This is a genomic window from Aestuariivirga litoralis (genome assembly GCF_015714715.1).
Lineage (GTDB): Bacteria > Pseudomonadota > Alphaproteobacteria > Rhizobiales > Aestuariivirgaceae > Aestuariivirga > Aestuariivirga litoralis_A.
On record NZ_WAHS01000001.1, the window covers coordinates 516,447 to 533,625 of the forward strand.

The window sequence follows — 17,179 nt, forward strand, 5'->3', positions numbered from 1 at the left end:
TAACTTTTGCGCCGCTAGATTCGGCCCATGTTGGCGGGTGTGTGGCAGAAGCTGAAAGTGGAGCGATCGGGCGAAGCTTGGGCGCAGGTGGCGGGCGCTTGGCGCGAGCTGGCCACAGCTGCGCTGGAGCCTGTCGGTATTTATGGACCTGAATTTGCCTCTGCGCTTTTGACGCATCATCCGAGCGCCGAGCTGCTCACGATTTCTGATGGTGCATCCTTGCTGCTGGCCATGCCGGTGCAGGCGAAGCGCGGCCATGATTCTGTTTTAGCGACTGATGTGACGCCGAGTACTTTGCCGCTGGTCACCCAGCATGGCGGGCAGGAAGCCGTATTGGCGTTTCTCAATGCGCAGAAGCAGCCCTTTCGATTTGTGAACTTGCCCGAGGACAGTGCGTTTTTCGTCAGCGTCCAGGCGCAGGCGCAGCACTTTGCTTTCATCCGGCGCTGGCATCGCGCGGCGCTGAAAATCAGTGGCACATATGAAGCATGGGCGGAGAAGAATTTCGATACGAAGCGCCGCAAGGAATGGCGGCGGCTGTACAAACGGTTGACCGAGCAGGGCGCTTTTGAAGTGGCGCGGCTGGATCGGCCAGACAATTTGCAGGGTCTTGTGGATGATTATCTGGCGCTGGAAGCCAAGGGCTGGAAAGGCCGCGCCGGCACGGCGCTGCAGCTTCATGCCGATACTGCGGCACAGTTCCGGCAGATCTGCACGCAGCTGGCGGCGGTGGGCAAGTTGCGCTTCTGGACATTCAAGCTGAACGGCAAAGCCATCGCTTCGCTTGTGGGATTGGTGGAAGGCCCGCAGGCGTGGATTTTCAAGATTGCCTATGACGAGGACTTTGCGAAATTTTCTCCGGGCGTGCTGGTGGTGCTTGAGGCCACCAAAGATTTCTTCGCGGATGGCAATATCAGGCTGGTGGATTCTTGCGCCATTCCCGGCCATCCGATGATTGACAGGTTGTGGCCGGACCGGCTGGCATTTGCCGATGTGCTGGTGGCGCCGCAGCGCGTTTCTGCGGCGCGGTTTGCGGTGATGGCATCGGCGCTGAAATCAGTCAGTCGTCTGCGTCACGCCGCTAAGCCGCTCTACCTCAAGCTCAAGGGTCGCAAGCTGTCCTAGGCCAGCTTGGCCAGCCGTTCGATCAGCAGATTGAAGAACGAGTCCGCGTTGATGCCGCGCACCACATGGGCATTGTGCGGGCGTTTGGTGACGCGCCACCAATCCACCACCGTCATGCCCATGGTGAGTTCGCTTTCGCATTCAATCGCGACATTGCAATCCTTGCCGGTGAAAAATTCCGGATGCAGCAGCCAGGCAATGACGCAGGGATCATGCAGCGGGGCGCCTTCTGAGCCATACTTATCAACGTCGAAGCGCTCGAAGAAATCCAGCATCTCGGCCACTGCGGGGCCGGTCTTGTTTTTCATCGTGCGGAATCTTTCAATATGCGTCTTCTTGCTCAAGGCCTGATGGGTGCAATCCAGCGGCACCAGCGTGATGGGCGTGCCGCTTTCAAACACCACGCGCGCGGCATGCGGATCGACATAGATATTGAACTCGGCAGCCGGCGTGATGTTGCCGCCTTCCGAGAAGCCACCGCCCATGGCGATGATGCGCTTGATGCGCGAGGCGATGCGCGGCTCCTTGATCAGTGCCAGCGCAATGTTGGTCATTGGGCCCAGCACGCAGAGTGTGACAGTGCCTGCGGGCCTGTTCATCAGTGTGTCGATAATGAAGTCCACCGCGTATTGTTTCTGCAGCTGCATTTTTGGATCAGGCAGAACCGGACCATCGAGGCCAGTTTTGCCGTGCACATGTTCCGCCGTAACCAGTGGGCGCAGCAGCGGGCGCTCGGCGCCGGCATAGACTTTCACATCGGGCTTGCCTGCCAGTTCGCAGATTTTGCGGGTGTTCACTTCGGTAAGCGGCAAGGGCACATTGCCTGCAACCGCACAAATGCCAAGCACTTCAATCTCGGGCGAGGCCAGGGCAAGAAAAATGGCCAGTGCGTCGTCCTGGCCGGGATCAGTGTCGATGATGATGTGATGTTGGGCCATTGCGCGTTTCCTTGGTGTTTTTTTGCTTTTTGCGCAGATGGTGAGTCAAGGCAAGGGCGATGCAGTGGGAAAGTTCTGCGCGCGGCAGAGGCAGCGATGCATCAAACACAAGGGCGCGATCACCTTCGAAGGTGAAGGTCTTGGGATAGTGCTGTTTGAACTCATTCACCAGGCCGCTCTGGCAGTGAAAATAGATGGCCAGTTTGCCTTCGTCATCACGGCGGCCATCGATGCGGATGGTGCTGCCGCTGCCGGTTTCTGGCGTGAGGAAGCTGAACTGGCCCCAGCGCAGCGCTTCGAGCAGTTTGCCCACGCCATCAGTTTGGCGCGCCGTTTCAACAATGAGCGCGCGCACTTCCTTCAGCCGCGCTTGAACGCCCTTCGAATAGGGTTTCACAGTTTGGGTGAGGAGGCTGGCGCTCATGCGGCGACCTTGGTTTCAGGGAAGTAGCGCTCGGCCATGTTGGTAATGTAATTCATCAGCACGGGCCGCGAGCGGATATAATCGCCAATTTCGCTTTCGAAGAATGGCGCTTCTGCTGCCCAGAGAAAACCGAACACTGTGGCATCGATGCCGCAGACCTTGTCGCCCAGAATGTATCGGTTTTTAGAGAGCATGGCTTCCACCGCATCGAGATCGCCTTTCCCGAGTTCGAAGCGCTGGGCATCGGTGTGGCGGCCCAGGCCCTGGCCCTGGTTGCGCTTGGCGACGCTGCGTTTCACCAGACGGCCGATCAGCGGGCGCAGCGGTGCGGGCGCGCCCGCGAAGAACTGGTAGGGCCCTTTGTAGAAATTGTGGTCACGCAGCCAGCGGATATGCATGGACAGAAAATAGAAATGCTCTTCCAGCATGCGCGCCACGGCCCAGCCCTTGGCGAGATCGGCCGGTTTGTAGCCGCCGGAGAAATCCACGCCGTGCTGGTCCTCGAGATGGCGCTGGATGAAATGGCTGTCGGCAATGATCTTGCTGTCATCCTTCAAATAGGGCGCCTTGCCCTTGGGGGCTTCGCCGAATTTCATTTTACGAGGTTCGAAGGGCAGGCCGGACATCTTCATCAGGGTGAGCGCCTTCAGGCAAAAGGGGCTGCCATCGGGCAAACCGAAATAGGGACCGAAAACATAAAGCTCAAGCATGATTTTCTCCTGTCACGGCCCTATACTGACACACTGCTGACAACATGGTGTCAGCAGGTTTGCAGTAGGAAACTAGCATGAGACGCGCCGACCGCCTGCTTCGTATTATCCAACTGCTGCGCCGCCACCGCCGGCCCGTCACCGGGCAGCGCATGGCGGAGGAGTTGGAAGTTTCGCTGCGCACGCTGTACCGCGACATTGCCGACCTGATCACCGATGGCGTGCCTATCCGCGGGGAGGCGGGCGTGGGCTATGTACTCGGCGAGGGCTATGATTTGCCGCCGCTGATGTTCAAAGCGGATGAGTTGGAAGCGATCATGCTGGGGCTTTCCTGGGTGGAGCGGCGCGGCGACAAGGTGTTGCAGCTGGCATCAGCTGACGTGGTGGCGAAGATTGGCACGGTATTGCCGGAAGCGCTGCGGCCGTTCTTCTATGACGCACCGTTGCTGACCGCGCCACGCTACAATGAACTGGTTGACCGCATTGACCTGAGTGAGGTGCGCAGCGCCATTCGCACCCAGCGCAAGCTTTCAATCGTTTATCAGGATGAGCGCGGCGAGGCGACGAACCGCGTGATCTGGCCCATCGCCATCACCTATTTCGATCCTCAGCGCCTGCTGGTGGGCTGGTGCGAGTTGCGCCGAGGCTTCCGGCATTTCCGCACCGACCGCATTTCCGCCATGACGCAGCTTGAGGAGAAATACCGCGAGCCGCGCCTGCGCCTGATGTCACGCTGGAAGGAAGAGCGGGCTCGGGAGCAGCATCAATCCTGATCTGGTTTGAATTCGAGAATATCGCTCGTCTGGCATTCCAGTGCCTTGCAGATCGCCTCCAGCGTTTCAAAGCGGATGCCTTTCACCTTGCCGGATTTGAGCAGTGAAATGTTCTGCTCAGTGATGCCAACAAGTTCAAACAGCGTCTTGGAACGCATCTTGCGCCGGGCCAGCATCACATCAAGATTGACGACGATCGACATGATCATACGAACTGCTTGTTTTCGGCATTGATCTCGGCTGATGAGCCGCAGGGGCCGCTGCCGATTGATCTCCATGTGCTGACGGGCGAGCGTGGTCGCTACACGCAGCCTGTGCACAACCATGATCTGCGCCGCCTGTGGCGCTTGGCGAGCGGCTTCCAGCGGCTTGCCCTCGCGTCTTAGCTCTTGAAGCCCGCGGCCTTGTGGCTGCCGTCGCAGTAGGGCTTGTTGGCGGAATGGCCGCAACGGCAAAGCCAGGTGTCTTTTACCTTGTTGATGGTCTTACCGGTGCCGGTCACCACTTCGAGATTGCCGGTGATATGCAGTGGCCCATCCAGCGTCGGATCAACGATGATCGGGCCGTTGCGCATTTCCAGCGCCTTGAAATTCTTCGGTGCGGGTTCGCCTGATGCGGTGAAGCCCTCTTCCGTGTGGCTGCCATCGCAGAACGGTTTGTGGCGCGAGGCACCGCAGCGGCACAGGGTGAAGCGCAGGCCTTTTTCACCAGCAACATCCGCTTCGGCATTGAGGGCCAGCGGGCCGTTTTCGCGCAGGCGGACGGTGTTGACGATGGGCGGTTGTTCCAGTGCTGCGCCATCGGGCAGAGTGACGCGGATTGCGCCTGAGGGGCAGTTGTGGGCGATCTCTACGAGCTCGGTCGCGCTGGCATTTTCCGGGTGGATCCATTCGCCTTCGACATTGGGCACGAAAACATCCGGGCGGTTCAGCACGCAATTGCGCGAATGAATGCAACGGCGCGCGTTGAAATGAATGGTGGCGTTTGGGCCGTTTACGGTTTCTTCGATGGACATGGCTGGGTTCTCCCTGGCTGTCCTGAAGTTAGATCAAATCATCGGGAAAGGAAATCGCTGAGCGCCTTGGGATAGAGCTTGTGCTCTTCCAACAGCACACGGGCGGCAAGAGATTCGGGCGTGTCGCCAGCGAGAACTGGCACGCGGGCCTGCGCGAGGATGGGGCCATCGTCGAGTTCAGCTGTGACCAGATGTACGGTGCAGCCGGCTTCCTTCTCACCCGCTGCGATGGCGCGTTCATGCGTGTGCAGGCCCTTGTAGAGTGGCAGAAGCGAAGGGTGGATATTGAGTATTTTTCCTGCCCATGGCGCTACCAGAACGGGCGTCATTACGCGCATGAAACCGGCGCAAGCAATGGCGTCTAGATGTTGCGCTTGCATGTAGTCATTGAGTGCGGCGTCGAAAGCCTCGCGCGAGGGATAATCGCGGTGGCTGATGATTTGAGTGGCGACGCCTAGCTCTTTCGCCCAGGTAATGCCTGCGGCATCGGCCTTATTGGAGACGACGCAGGCAATTTCAAAAATCGAATCTGCTGCGCGTGATGCCGCGACCAGCGCCTTCATGTTGGAGCCGGTTCCCGAGATGAGAACGCCCACCCGCTTTTTCATTCAGGCAGTGAACCGGAATAAGCGACTTGGGCTTCGTTGCCTTTGCGGGCGCGGATGGTGCCGAGGGTGACAACCTTTTCGCCCGCGCGGGTGAAAGCTTGCGCCACGGCCTTGGCTTCCTTGGCCTTGACCACCACGATCATGCCAATGCCGCAGTTGAAGGTGCGCAGCATTTCAGACTCGGCCACACCGCCGGTTTTCTGCAGCCACCGGAACACGGGCGTGAACGGCACAGCGGAAAGATCAATCGCCGCCACGGTGTTTTTGGGTAGCACGCGCGGGATGTTTTCGGTGAAGCCGCCGCCAGTGATATGCGCGAAGGCCTTGATGGCGGAATGCTTCTTCAGCAGTTTGAGAATGGTCTTCACATAGATACGTGTGGGTGTGAGCAGGGCCTGAGCGAGGGTTTTGCCCTTGTCGAAGGGCGCTGGCTCAGTGAGATTCACACCGCTCACATCGACGATCTTGCGGATCAGCGAATAGCCGTTGGAATGCGGGCCAGTGGAGGCGAGGCCGAGAATCACGTCACCCGCCTTTACGTTCTTGGCGGGCAGGATTTTCTTGCGTTCGACAGCGCCCACGGCGAAGCCTGCGAGGTCATAATCGCCAGCTTTATACATGCCGGGCATTTCGGCCGTTTCGCCGCCGATCAGCGCGCAGCCGGCCTGTTTGCAGCCGTCGGCGATGCCGGCGATCACATCGGCGGCGGCCTTCACATCCAGCTTGCCGGTGGCGTAGTAGTCGAGGAAGAACAGAGGTTCAGCGCCTTGCACGACGAGATCATTCACGCACATGGCGACAAGGTCGATGCCCACGCCGCGGTGGATGCCGCTGTCGATGGCTAGTTTCAATTTGGTGCCCACGCCGTCATTGGCGGCCACCAGAACGGGGTCCTTGAAGCCGCAGGCCTTGAGGTCAAACAACCCACCGAAGCCGCCCAAAGCTGCGTCAGCGCCCTTGCGCCGCGTGGATTTGGCCAGCGGCTTAATCACATCCACCAGGTCATTGCCGGCGGTGATATCCACGCCCGCATCGGCATAGGACAGTGCGTTGTGGGAGGGGCCAGATTTGCTCATGCCACGGGTTTGCCTCAAAGGGGTGAGATGTGGCAAACCCCTAGCCAGATTCTGAACTGGAATAAAGCCAAAAGCGCCGTGATAAAATTCAAACTCATCTTCCTGCTCTGCGCCCTTCTGGCTCCGGCTCTGGCCTTTGCGTCTGGGCCCATCGAAACCAGCCCCTATGCCGTGCAAGGCGTGGAGGTGGACGAGACCGATGCATCGGCCAAACTGGCCAAGGACAAGGCGCTGGTTGATGTGCAGATGAAGGCCATTGCGATGCTCGGCGCGCAGCTGGGTGATGCAGGGGTTGGAGAAGCTTTCAGCCGTTTTGATGCGGAAAAGGTGATGCCGCTACTCAAGTCGCTTTCGATTGAAAAGGAAGTGATCAGCCCAGGGCGCTATCAAGGCACGTTCACCGTTCGCTTCCTGCCGGAGCGGGTGAAGCCGCTACTGCAGCAGGCGGGCGTGCATCTGCCGCAGGAGCAGGGGCCGGCCATGCTGGTGATCCCGGTATGGACCGATGAGAATGGCCGGGTGCAATTGTGGGAGGACAATCCCTGGCGCAAGGCATGGCTCGATCTTCATGCCAGCCAGGCGCAAATCCCCATCCTGATTCCGCTGGGCGACCAGGAGGATGACCAGAACCTCACGGCGCAGGACATCACCGCCAACAATGCGGTGAAGCTGGAAGCCATCCGCCGCCGCTACGATGTGAAGACCATGCTGATCGCCATGGCGCAACCTGCCGAAGGTGGTGGCGTGCATGCGCATGTCGTCGGGAAATCGCCGCTTGGCAAAATCACCATCGACAAGATTTACACGGCTGATACCGGCCAGGTGCCCGATTCAGCTTCTGTGGGTGCGCAGCGCTTTCAGCAATTGATCACCGACAAGTTCCGCTCGGAGCAGGCGAAGTCTGCCATGGCAAATCCTGCGCCCGCGCAATCCTTGCCCGTCACTGTGCCTTTTGCCGGGCCTTCGCAATGGAATGGGTTGCGTTCACGCATACTGTCCACGCCCGGCGTGGTGGGGCTGGATGTGACCTCGCTGGAAGCGGGCGGCGCTTCTGCCAAGCTGTTCTATAATGGCGCGGTGGAAGATTTGGGTGCCTCGCTGCAGACTGCGGGCCTGCAACTTGTGAACAATGGCGGCACCTGGACCGTGGTGCCACTGTGATGAAAAGCCAGGGGGGAATATAGATGCAAAAGCAACTCGTCTTCTGGCTGGTGGCGCTGTGCATCGCGCTGCTGTTTTTCTGGTATCTGCAGGACATTCTGCTGCCCTTTATCGCGGGTTTTGTGGCCGCCTATTTTCTCGATCCCATCGCCGACAGGCTGGTGCGGCTGGGCCTGCCGCGCGCGCTGGCCACAGCAGTGATCATTGTATCAGCCGTAGTGGCGGTGATTGTGGGCGTGCTTCTGGTCCTGCCAGTGTTCGGTACCCAGATTGGAAAGCTGGTGGCTGATGCGCCCAATCTTTCGCGCCAGTTCATGCAGATCGCCGACCAGTCGGCTCCGCAATGGCTGAAGGACTTCTTCGCCAATAATGGAAGCGACCTGCAATCCACCTTGACGGATTACGCCGGCAAGGCGGCGCTGTGGTTCGTTGGCTTCCTGACAACGCTGTGGAACGGCAGCAAGGCGTTGCTCAATCTGGCCTCGCTCAGTGTAATCACGCCGGTCGTTGCGTTCTATATGCTGAATGATTGGGACAGGCTGGTAGCCAAGGTGGATGGCTGGCTGCCGCGCGAGCATATCAAGGATTTGCGCAGCATTGCGCATGATGTGGATACGGCTCTTGCCGGATACATTCGCGGGCAGGGCACGGTGTGCCTAATCCTGGCGGTGTTTTATGCCGCAGGCTTCATGCTGATGGGACTGAAGTCGGGCCTGGCCATCGGCATTATGACCGGGCTTCTGGCTTTCATTCCGTTCTTTGGGCCGCTGATTGGCGGGGCCATCGCCATCATTGTGGGGCTGGTGCAATTCTGGCCCAATGAGATCAGCGTGCTGAGTATTGTTGCCATTCTGGCGATCGGGCAGTTGGTTGAGTCCTATTTCCTGTCTCCCAAGCTGGTCGGGGAATCGATTGGGCTTCACCCTGTCTGGATGATGCTGGCGCTGCTCGCCTTCTCTTATGTATTCGGCATTCTGGGATTGCTGCTGGCGGTGCCGCTGGCTGCCACCACGGGTGTTTTTGTGCGGCACGGCCTGGCGCGCTACCTCGCCAGTGAAATCTATCTGGGCGGGCCGAAGAAGAATGCCAAGAGAGCCTGAGCAGCTGCCTTTCGCGCTGCCACAGCGCGAGGCCGTGGGCCGTGATGATTTTCTGGTCACACCATCCAACGAGGCTGCGGTGCGGCTGGTGGATGAATGGCCGCAATGGCCGGCGCATGGCGCGGTGTTGATCGGGCCTGCGGGCGCCGGCAAAAGTCATCTGGCGCGGGTGTGGCAAGCGACCTCATTGGCGGAAATTGTTCCGGCACAGGCATTAGCCAAAGATGACGTGCCGCAATTGCTGGCGCGAAAGGCCGTGTGCGTCGAGGATGCGAAGCCGGGGCAGTTTGATGAAAAAGCGCTTTTCCATTTGCTTAATCTGGCGCGTGCCGATGGTGGCCATGTGCTGCTGACCAGCGAGGAAGAGCCTTCCGGCTGGAAGGTGCAGCTGCCTGATCTGGCCTCGCGCCTCAAGGCATTGCCCGTTGTGCGTATCCTGCCACCTGATGATGGCTTGCTGCGCGGGGTTCTGGTGAAGCTGTTTTCCGATCGGCAGATCGGCGTGGATGAAGCTTTGATCAGCTATATGATGCTGCGCATGCCGCGCTCGCTGGCGGCGGCGCGTGATCTGGTGGCGCAGATTGACCGCGAGGCGATGGTGGCGCGCGCCGAGGTGACACGGCCCTTCGTCGCCAAGGTCATGGCGCATTACGACAGCCCTGGCCTGTTTACGACACCATCATAAGACGTTCATCAAACTGTCAAACTGGGTTAGGATGACCACGTCATGAATGACATGAGCCCCAAGACCGACATCACCGCCAGCCCAGAGCGCTTCTTCAACCGCGAACTTTCCTGGCTGGAATTCAACATGCGCGTGCTGGAAGAGGCCCGCAACCGGGCCCATCCGCTGCTTGAACGGCTGCGCTTTCTCTCGATCTCCGGCAACAATCTCGATGAATTTTTCATGGTGCGCGTGGCAGGGCTGGTGGGCCAGGTGCGCGAACAGATTTCGGAAATCAGCCAGGACGGTCGCGGGCCAGCCGAACAGCTGGAACTGATTCTCAAGCGCGCCCAGGAATTGATGGCGGAGCAAGACAGGCGCTGGATCCAGCTCAAGGATGAGCTGAAGGAAAACGGCATCTCGATCATCAATGTTTCTGAAATCCTGCCGCTGGAACGTGCCTGGCTTGATCAGCGTTTCCTCGAACAGATTCTCCCGATCGTCACGCCGATCGCCATTGATCCGGCGCATCCATTCCCGTTCATCCTGAATCGTGGTTTCGTGATGGCGGTGGAATTGAGGCGCCGCAGCGACAAGAGCCTGTTGCGTGCACTGCTTCCCATTCCACAGCAGCTCGAACGTTTCGTGCGCCTGCCGGGCGAGCAGATCCGCTTCATCATGCAGGAAGATATTTTGAGTTTGTTCCTGCCACGACTTTTTCCCGGCTATGATCTGGTGTCCAAGGGCTTGTTCCGCATTATCCGCGACAGTGACATCGAAATCGAGGAAGAAGCCGAAGATTTGGTGCGCATGTTCGAAGGCGCGTTGAAGCGCCGCCGCCGAGGCCTCGTCATCCGCATGGAAGTGGATGCCAATTGCTCGCCGGATTTGCGCACCTTCATCGCCGAGGAACTGGGCGTGGGCGGTGACGTGACCACCATGACCGAAGGGCTTGTCGGTTTTTCCGATACCCAGCAACTGATTCTGGACGAGCGCCCGGATTTGCGTTTCCAGCCTTATGTGCCGCGTTACCCTGAGCGTGTGCGTGATCATGGTGGCGATATTTTTGCCGCCATCCGCCAGAAGGATTTCGTCGTCCATCATCCGTATGAAAGTTTCGACGTGGTGGTGCAATTCATCCGCCAGGCGGCGAATGATCCCGACGTGGTTTCGATCAAGCAGACGCTGTACCGCACCTCGCGTAACTCACCCATCGTGGCTGCACTCGCCAAGGCGGCGGAAGCCGGCAAGTCGGTCGTGGCTCTGGTTGAGCTCAAGGCGCGCTTTGACGAAGAAGCCAATATCCAATGGGCGCGCGATCTTGAACGGGCTGGCGTGCAGGTGGTGTTCGGCTTCATTGAGCTGAAGACTCATGCCAAGGTTTCGATGGTGGTGCGGCGCGAGGCGGGCACCATGCGGTCCTATGTGCATTATGGCACCGGCAACTACCATCCGATCACCGCGAAGATTTATACGGACTTGTCCTTCTTCACCTGTGACCCAGCGCTGACGCGCGACGCGGCACGGGTGTTCAACTTCATCACTGGCTATGCCCAGCCGGAGGAACTCGAAAAGATCTCGCTCTCGCCGATCAGCCTCAAGCCGCGTCTGCTGCAGCATATCGAGGAAGAGATTGCCCACGCGAAAGCCGGGCGTCCGGCGCAGATTTGGGCCAAGCTCAATTCACTGGTTGATCCTGGCGTGATTGATGCACTCTATGCGGCGTCCAATGCGGGCGTGCAGATTGATCTCGTCATTCGGGGCATCTCCTGCCTGCGTCCGGGTATACCGGGGCTTTCGGAAAATATCCGTGTGAAGAGCATCGTGGGGCGCTTCCTCGAGCATTCCCGCATCGTGGCCTTCGGGGCAGGGCATGACCTGCCGCATCCCAATGCCAAGGTCTATATTGGCTCGGCTGACTGGATGCCGCGCAACCTGCACCGTCGTGTGGAGACGCTGATCCCCATCGAGAACCCCACGGTGCATGAGCAGATCCTGGACCAGATCATGGTGGCCAATTTCCGCGACAACCAGTTCTCCTGGAATTTGGAGCCGGATGGCAGCTTCAGCCGTGTGGAGCCCGACGATAAAAATCCGGCTTTCAGCGCCCACCAATTCTTTATGGAAAACCCTTCTCTCTCTGGACGCGGCAGTGCCCTTGCTGGCAAGATAGCGGGCAAGGAAAAGAAGAAGGGTAACCGGGGCAAGTGAGTTGGCATTCAGGCTTCAGGACCGAGCCGCCGAAATACCGGCCGGTCGCGGTGGTGGATATTGGGTCCAACTCCGTGCGTCTTGTTGTCTATGACGGCTTGCGCCGTTCGCCGTCTCCGATCTTCAACGAAAAAGTGCTCTGTGGCCTCGGCAAGGGCGTGGCCATTACCGGCCGCTTGAATGAAACAGCGATCACCCGCGCGCTGCAATCGCTGCGCCGCTTTCGCACTTTGGTGCAGCAGATCGGGGTAAAGCAGGTTTTCGCCGTGGCCACTGCTGCGGCGCGCGAAGCCGAGAATGGCGAAGAGTTTATCGACAAGGCCGAGAAGGCGCTGGGTGCGGGCATCCGGGTTCTGACCGGCAAGGAAGAAGCACGCTTTGCAGCTTTGGGTGTTCTGGCCGGCACGCCAGAGGCTGATGGTGTGGCAGGCGATCTGGGTGGCGGTTCGCTGGAGCTGATCGACATCAAGGACGGCAAGCTTCTCGATGGTGTAACATTGCCGATCGGGCCGTTGCGCCTTATTGATCTTTCCGGCGCCAATATCGACCGCGCGCAGACCATTGTGGATGAATATTTGTCCAAGACGCCGGTGCTGAAGAAGCTGAAGGGCCGCACTTTCTATGCCGTGGGTGGTGCGTGGCGTAACCTGGCGCGTGTTCACATGGCGCAGATGGATTACCCGCTGCATGTGTTGCATCACTACCAGATGGACCGCAAACAGGCGCGCAGCATTTCCGAGCTGATGTCGCATCTCACGGCTGCTTCGCTGAAAGACGTGAAGGACATGTCCAAGGCGCGTGTTGATACGCTGCCTTACGGTGCCATGATCCTCGACCGGTTGATGCATTTTGGTGAAGCCAAGAATGTGGTGATCTCGGTTTATGGCGTGCGCGAGGGGCTGCTTTATTCAAAATTGCCGCGCAAGAAAATGTCATCGGACGCGCTGTTGTCCTCGTGCTGGGATTTTGCCCGTCGCTATGCACGCTCGCCTGCGCATGAGCTGGAGCTCTGCGACTGGACCGACCAGATTTTCTCCAAGAAGGGTCTTGCCGAGACAGAAGAACAAAAGCGCCTTCGCTATGCGGCGTGTCTCTTGGCCGATATCGGTTGGCGCGCGCATCCGGATTACCGGGCCGAGCGTTCGCTGGGCATGATCTCACAAGCCGCCTTTGTAGGCATCGACCATCCGGGGCGCGTATTTCTCGCCCTTACCATTTTCTTCCGCTACGACGGCGAGGCGATGAGCGAAGACATGACGCGCCTTCTGGACGACAAGCATGTTGAGCGGGCGCATCTTTTGAGCTCGCTGTTCCGCCTGGCCTACATCCTTTCGGCTGCCATGCCGGGGCTGCTGCCACGCATCGGCATCAAGATCGAGGCGAAAGCGCTGGTATTGACCCTGCCGGAAAAGTTGAAAGACTTGATGGGCGAGCGGGTTGAAAAGCGCCTCAGTGAGCTTGCTTTTGAAATGGGGCTGACGCCGAAAGTGGCGATCAAGTAGCAGCCAGCTTTCATGCTTCCGTCATCTGGCCGTGGATTACTGCCAGTTAATGAAAACAGGAGTCGTGAAATGAAAAGCCCAATCCTCGCCCTTGCCGCCGTTCTGCTTTTCAGCGTATGCGCCATCGCGGATGAAAAGCTGCCACAGGCTAATGATCCCTATTTCAAGAAGGCCGCCGAACAGCTGGCGCAACGCGAAGCATTGGTGCCCAACACGGGCAAGGCGAAGAACATCATCCTCATGATCGGTGACGGCATGGGCATTCCCATGGTTACGGCCACGCGCATCTATCAGGGCCAGGCCGCAGGCAAGGATGGCGTGACCAACAAGCTGGCCTTTGAACAACTGCCTTATGCAGCGCTTTCGCGTACCTACAGCGCTGATGCGCAGGTAACAGATTCAGCTCCTTCTGCCACCGCCATGACCAGCGGCGTCAAGCTGCGCAATGACGTACTGGGCCTCAATGCCGACGCGGCTTGGGGCGATTGCGCGGGCTCCAAGGGCAAGGAAGTGCGCACGATTTTTGAAATGGCTGAGTTGGCCGGCAAAGCGACGGGTGCGATTACCACCACGCGCATCACCCATGCCACGCCGGCTGCCGCCTATGCCCACACGCCGAACCGCGACTGGGAGAATGATGCTCAACTCAAGGAAGCCGGCAAAGGCTGCAAGGATATTGCCGACCAGCTGGTGAGCTGGCCTTTTGGTGACGGGCTCGACATTGCCATGGGCGGTGGCCGCACGAATTTCCTGCCGGATACCGAGAAGGACCCGGAGGACGAAGGCAAGACTGGCGAACGCAAGGATGGCCGTGACCTGACCAAGGAATGGGTTGCCAAAGGCAACAACCACGTCGTGATCTATGACAAGAGGGGTTTCGATGCGCTGGATGTGAAATCCACTCCGAAAATCCTTGGCCTGTTTCAGCGCTCACACATGACCTATGAGGCCGACCGCGCCAAGGACAAGCTGGGTGAACCGTCATTGGCTGAAATGACCAAGCTCACGCTCGATGTGCTGAAGCAGCATGACAGCGGCTATGTGCTTATGATCGAAGGCGGGCGCATTGACCATGCAGAGCATGAAGGCAATGCCGCGCGAGCCCTGTCTGAAACCGCGATGTTCGATGAAGCGGTGAAGGTGGTTCTGGCCAATACCGACCCGAAAGACACTCTGGTGGTGGTGACCGCCGATCACAGCCACACGATGACAATTGCCGGCTATCCCAAGCGCGACAACCCTATCCTCGGCAAGGTTGTTGGCGTTGATGGTAAGGTGACTTTGGCAGACGATGGCAAACCTTACACCACGATCAATTTCGCCAACGGTCCCGGCGGTCTTTTCCCCGTACTGAAAAAGGGCGAGGCCAAGGATGCCGCACAACCGGCAGGCCCGAGGCCGGACCTTTCAGATGTTGATACCGAAAAGGTTGATTTTATCCAGCAGGCCGGGGTTCCGATGGCATCTGAAACCCATGGCGGCGAAGATGTGGCGATCTATGCGTCAGGTCCGCAAGCCTATCTGTTTGGCGGCACGGTGGACGAGAACTACATCTATCACGTTATGGCCAAGGCTTCCGGCCTCGGACAGTAAATTGCGTGGTGCGGTCTGTCGCAGGCCGCGCCCGCTTCATGTTCCGAAGAATTCTTTCCATCGCTCTGGTGGGACGCCTGAAAACATCACGTGCGAGGCGTGCAATTCGCCTTCCGCCGGCCAGAACGGCTCCAACCCGCCGCTGGGGCAATTGGTGATTTCGCCCACCATGAAAGTCTTTCCGTCGCTGTAGAGATCGATCCTGACCAAAAAGAAACCTGCCGCCAGTTTTTCGGAAGCGGCAATCATTGCGTCCAGATTAGCCGGTCTTTCTACATCCTCCTCCATGGTCTTGCAGGCTACGGTGAAAGGCAGCCTGTTCCAATTCGTATCATATGTCAGGCAGGTGCGATCAACGGTGCGCCTGATCACTACTTCGATCATCCGGGCCTTGCCATTCACACAATGGATTTTGAAATCCGGTGGATCGATCATGTCAAAGGCCAGCCGTTCCACGATGACCTTGCGGGCAAGTGGGCGATAATTCGCTTCAAAAGTGGCGCCATAGAAATTGAACTTCAACCATCCGGCGATCTGCTTGATGTTCAAAGCTTCGCCATTCTGGCGCACGATATATTGCCCGCAGGAATGGGTTGGTTTGATGCAGCAGCGGGCTGGAAAATCGTAAGCCCTGACCTGCGCCGCACTGGTCAATATGGCCAGCGTGGGAACAGCATGCTGCGGGCCTAGCACTTCGCCGACATGTTGCTTCACCAGCTCCTTGTCAGAAACCTTCACGGCGAGCGGGCGCGCCAGGCTGCCATCAGTCTTCACTCTGAAATAAACATCGTTGAACAGCAGCCGTTTCACCGGAAGGCGGCGGTTCGCCTTTATGTGCAGCAGGTAACACATGACGTATTCAAGCTGCCGCGAAGTGGGAAGGTGCAAGGCCTGGATGACATAGTGGATTGCAATGACAAGCCGCACCAAAGAGCGTGGCAGGAGCTTGGGCAATTTATCCGGGGTTTGCAGTTCCGCTTCAGACATCAAAGAATGCTTCCCATTGTTCTTGTGTAATGCCGGTGAACATTAGCTGTGACGCCAAGATTTCCGCCTCCGACGGGGTGACAGGTGTCGCGGCGGAATTCGAGCAATGGGTGATTTCACCGATCCTGGTCTCCTTGCCGTCAGTATGGCGATCAATCCCCACGACGAAAAAATCCGCTGCCAGGCGTTCGGCGGCAGCAATGAGAGCGGGCAGGCTTGGCGGCAGGGACCAATGTGCTGATGATGCGAGGATCAAGACAGGGTGACCTGCGTTTGTAATTTCTGGGTCTTGGGATTTTGCGGCACTGGTGGGGGAGGTGCTCCCGTTTCGAGGCCGTGCAGGAATTTCGACCATTGCTCTGGTGTTCGGCCTTCGAAAATCACCTTCGAGGCAATGATTTCGCCTTCGGGCGGAAAGAACCTGTTTAATGCTCCGCCCGAACAATTGGTGATTTCGCCGATTTGAAAGGCTTTTCCATCGGTGTAGCCGTCAATCCTGACGGCATAGAAATCCGCGGCCAATTTCTCGGCCACCTCCAGAATTTCGGCCAGATTGCCCGGCCTTTTGAATTTCCGGTAGACATTGTCCAGTTGGTCGATGAACACCAATTCATTCCACTGCGTATCGAAATTAGTGCAAGAGCGAGCCGTTGAGCGATCGGCGATCATAGCGACCATGCGTGCCTTGCCGGCTATGCAATGGATTTTAATTTCGTGAGGATTTTCTGCGCCTAGCGCGAAGCATTCAACAATCACTTTGGGGACGAGTCCTTGGTAATTGATTTCGTAACTCTCACGGTAGTAATCGAACTCGAACCAACTTTTGATGCGTTCAAGGTCCAGCTTCTCGCCATTTCTGCGCAGGATCACTTGGGCCCAGCCGTGAGTTGACTTGATCACGCAACGCGCCGGAAATGGAAATGCATCGACCTCATCTGGATGTCTCAGAACCGCATGGGTTGGGATGTTGTAGGAATCGCCCACCACTTTCGCGATATGTTGCTTCACCAATTCCTTGTCCGAAACCAGATGCGGCAATGCTTCGTCCAGAAAAGGGCTGACCTTCACCCAGAACAACACGTCATTGTGCAGGAGCCGCCTCTTGGGAAAGCGGCGAAGAACGATGATAAATAGCGCATAGCACATGGCAAAATCGCGCCAACGGGAAGGTGGAATACGCAACGCACGAATGACGTAGCGCACAAATCGTCCAAGCCAAACGGCAGGAAATGGCAATGGCGGTGGCATGGTTTCGGGAACGGGCAGCCAGTCTTTTGGTTTCGCTGTCATGT

Annotated in this window: 19 protein-coding genes; 9 read left to right on the forward strand and 10 right to left on the reverse strand. The window is 58.2% G+C overall.

Features of this window, described 5'->3' with window-relative positions:
* Positions 1–27: 27 nt before the first annotated feature.
* Positions 28–1,125 (forward strand): GNAT family N-acetyltransferase, encoded by a 1,098-nt coding sequence (locus F8B91_RS02625; protein WP_196502163.1) that lies wholly within the window; start codon positions 28–30, stop codon positions 1,123–1,125.
* Here F8B91_RS02625 and F8B91_RS02630 read toward each other — a convergent pair.
* Genes F8B91_RS02630 through F8B91_RS02640 form a run of 3 tightly spaced genes read right to left on the reverse strand, consistent with a single transcriptional unit; the run spans position 1,122 to position 3,197 of the window.
* Entirely contained in the window at positions 1,122–2,063 is a 942-nt protein-coding gene (locus F8B91_RS02630; protein ID WP_196502164.1) for a nucleoside hydrolase, read from the reverse strand. The genes F8B91_RS02625 and F8B91_RS02630 overlap by 4 nt on opposite strands.
* Entirely contained in the window at positions 2,032–2,487 is a 456-nt protein-coding gene (locus F8B91_RS02635; protein ID WP_196502165.1) for a DUF1801 domain-containing protein, read from the reverse strand. Before F8B91_RS02635 ends, F8B91_RS02630 begins: the two co-directional genes overlap by 32 nt.
* The gene (locus F8B91_RS02640; RefSeq protein WP_196502166.1) at positions 2,484–3,197 is read right to left on the reverse strand and encodes a glutathione S-transferase family protein; all 714 of its coding nucleotides are present in this window, start codon (positions 3,195–3,197) and stop codon (positions 2,484–2,486) included. Before F8B91_RS02640 ends, F8B91_RS02635 begins: the two co-directional genes overlap by 4 nt.
* A 77-nt stretch (positions 3,198–3,274) precedes the next feature.
* Between F8B91_RS02640 and F8B91_RS02645 the strand changes: the two genes are divergently transcribed.
* The gene (locus F8B91_RS02645; RefSeq protein ID WP_196502167.1) at positions 3,275–3,970 is read left to right on the forward strand and encodes a helix-turn-helix transcriptional regulator; all 696 of its coding nucleotides are present in this window, start codon (positions 3,275–3,277) and stop codon (positions 3,968–3,970) included.
* On the opposite strand, the gene F8B91_RS02650 is transcribed toward F8B91_RS02645, so the two are convergent.
* Complete coding sequence (locus F8B91_RS02650) at positions 3,961–4,173, reverse strand: helix-turn-helix domain-containing protein (RefSeq protein WP_196502168.1); 213 nt, start codon at positions 4,171–4,173, stop codon at positions 3,961–3,963. The genes F8B91_RS02645 and F8B91_RS02650 overlap by 10 nt on opposite strands.
* A 15-nt stretch (positions 4,174–4,188) precedes the next feature.
* On the opposite strand from F8B91_RS02650, the gene F8B91_RS02655 reads away from it, so the two are divergent.
* Positions 4,189–4,356, forward strand: a complete 168-nt coding sequence (locus F8B91_RS02655) for a hypothetical protein (RefSeq protein WP_196502169.1) — start codon at positions 4,189–4,191, stop codon at positions 4,354–4,356.
* On the opposite strand, the gene F8B91_RS02660 is transcribed toward F8B91_RS02655, so the two are convergent.
* From F8B91_RS02660 to purM, 3 genes are read right to left on the reverse strand one after another with little or no spacing between them, the layout of a single operon-like run.
* Positions 4,353–4,985 carry a CDGSH iron-sulfur domain-containing protein gene (locus F8B91_RS02660; protein WP_196502170.1) on the reverse strand — a complete coding sequence of 211 codons (633 nt, stop codon included), beginning with the start codon at positions 4,983–4,985 and terminating at the stop codon, positions 4,353–4,355. The genes F8B91_RS02655 and F8B91_RS02660 overlap by 4 nt on opposite strands.
* Before the next feature lie 38 nt (positions 4,986–5,023).
* A complete protein-coding gene (gene purN / locus F8B91_RS02665; protein WP_210324318.1) occupies positions 5,024–5,581 on the reverse strand; it encodes a phosphoribosylglycinamide formyltransferase in 558 nt (185 codons plus the stop codon).
* Positions 5,582–5,589: 8 nt separating this feature from the next.
* Positions 5,590–6,669 (reverse strand): phosphoribosylformylglycinamidine cyclo-ligase, encoded by a 1,080-nt coding sequence (purM, locus tag F8B91_RS02670; RefSeq protein WP_196502172.1) that lies wholly within the window; start codon positions 6,667–6,669, stop codon positions 5,590–5,592.
* A gap of 27 nt (positions 6,670–6,696) precedes the next feature.
* Here purM and F8B91_RS02675 point away from each other — a divergent pair, with 27 nt between their 5' ends.
* The 6 genes from F8B91_RS02675 (at position 6,697) to F8B91_RS02700 (ending at position 14,900) form a co-directional block, all read left to right on the forward strand.
* Positions 6,697–7,830: a DUF2066 domain-containing protein gene (locus F8B91_RS02675; protein ID WP_196502173.1), complete on the forward strand. Its 1,134-nt coding sequence runs from the start codon at positions 6,697–6,699 to the stop codon at positions 7,828–7,830.
* Between the two features lie 23 nt (positions 7,831–7,853).
* Positions 7,854–8,930, forward strand: coding sequence for an AI-2E family transporter (locus F8B91_RS02680; protein ID WP_196502174.1), 1,077 nt, complete (start codon positions 7,854–7,856; stop codon positions 8,928–8,930).
* A complete protein-coding gene (locus F8B91_RS02685; RefSeq protein ID WP_246714944.1) occupies positions 8,914–9,615 on the forward strand; it encodes a hypothetical protein in 702 nt (233 codons plus the stop codon). Before F8B91_RS02680 ends, F8B91_RS02685 begins: the two co-directional genes overlap by 17 nt.
* A 42-nt stretch (positions 9,616–9,657) precedes the next feature.
* Positions 9,658–11,805, forward strand: a complete 2,148-nt coding sequence (locus F8B91_RS02690) for an RNA degradosome polyphosphate kinase (protein ID WP_196502175.1) — start codon at positions 9,658–9,660, stop codon at positions 11,803–11,805.
* The gene (gene ppx, locus F8B91_RS02695) at positions 11,802–13,307 is read left to right on the forward strand and encodes an exopolyphosphatase (RefSeq protein ID WP_196502176.1); all 1,506 of its coding nucleotides are present in this window, start codon (positions 11,802–11,804) and stop codon (positions 13,305–13,307) included. Before F8B91_RS02690 ends, ppx begins: the two co-directional genes overlap by 4 nt.
* 69 nt (positions 13,308–13,376) lie before the next feature.
* Complete coding sequence (locus tag F8B91_RS02700; RefSeq protein WP_196502177.1) at positions 13,377–14,900, forward strand: alkaline phosphatase; 1,524 nt, start codon at positions 13,377–13,379, stop codon at positions 14,898–14,900.
* A 36-nt stretch (positions 14,901–14,936) separates the two neighbouring features.
* Here the strand turns inward: F8B91_RS02700 and F8B91_RS02705 are convergent, their stop codons facing one another.
* From F8B91_RS02705 to F8B91_RS02715, 3 genes are read right to left on the reverse strand one after another with little or no spacing between them, the layout of a single operon-like run.
* Entirely contained in the window at positions 14,937–15,887 is a 951-nt protein-coding gene (locus F8B91_RS02705; protein ID WP_196502178.1) for an ATP-grasp fold amidoligase family protein, read from the reverse strand.
* Positions 15,880–16,143 carry a hypothetical protein gene (locus tag F8B91_RS02710; protein ID WP_196502179.1) on the reverse strand — a complete coding sequence of 88 codons (264 nt, stop codon included), beginning with the start codon at positions 16,141–16,143 and terminating at the stop codon, positions 15,880–15,882. Before F8B91_RS02710 ends, F8B91_RS02705 begins: the two co-directional genes overlap by 8 nt.
* On the reverse strand, positions 16,140–17,177 hold the full coding sequence (locus F8B91_RS02715) for an ATP-grasp fold amidoligase family protein (protein ID WP_196502180.1): 1,038 nt from the start codon (positions 17,175–17,177) through the stop codon (positions 16,140–16,142). Before F8B91_RS02715 ends, F8B91_RS02710 begins: the two co-directional genes overlap by 4 nt.
* Between the last annotated feature and the right edge of the window lie 2 nt (positions 17,178–17,179).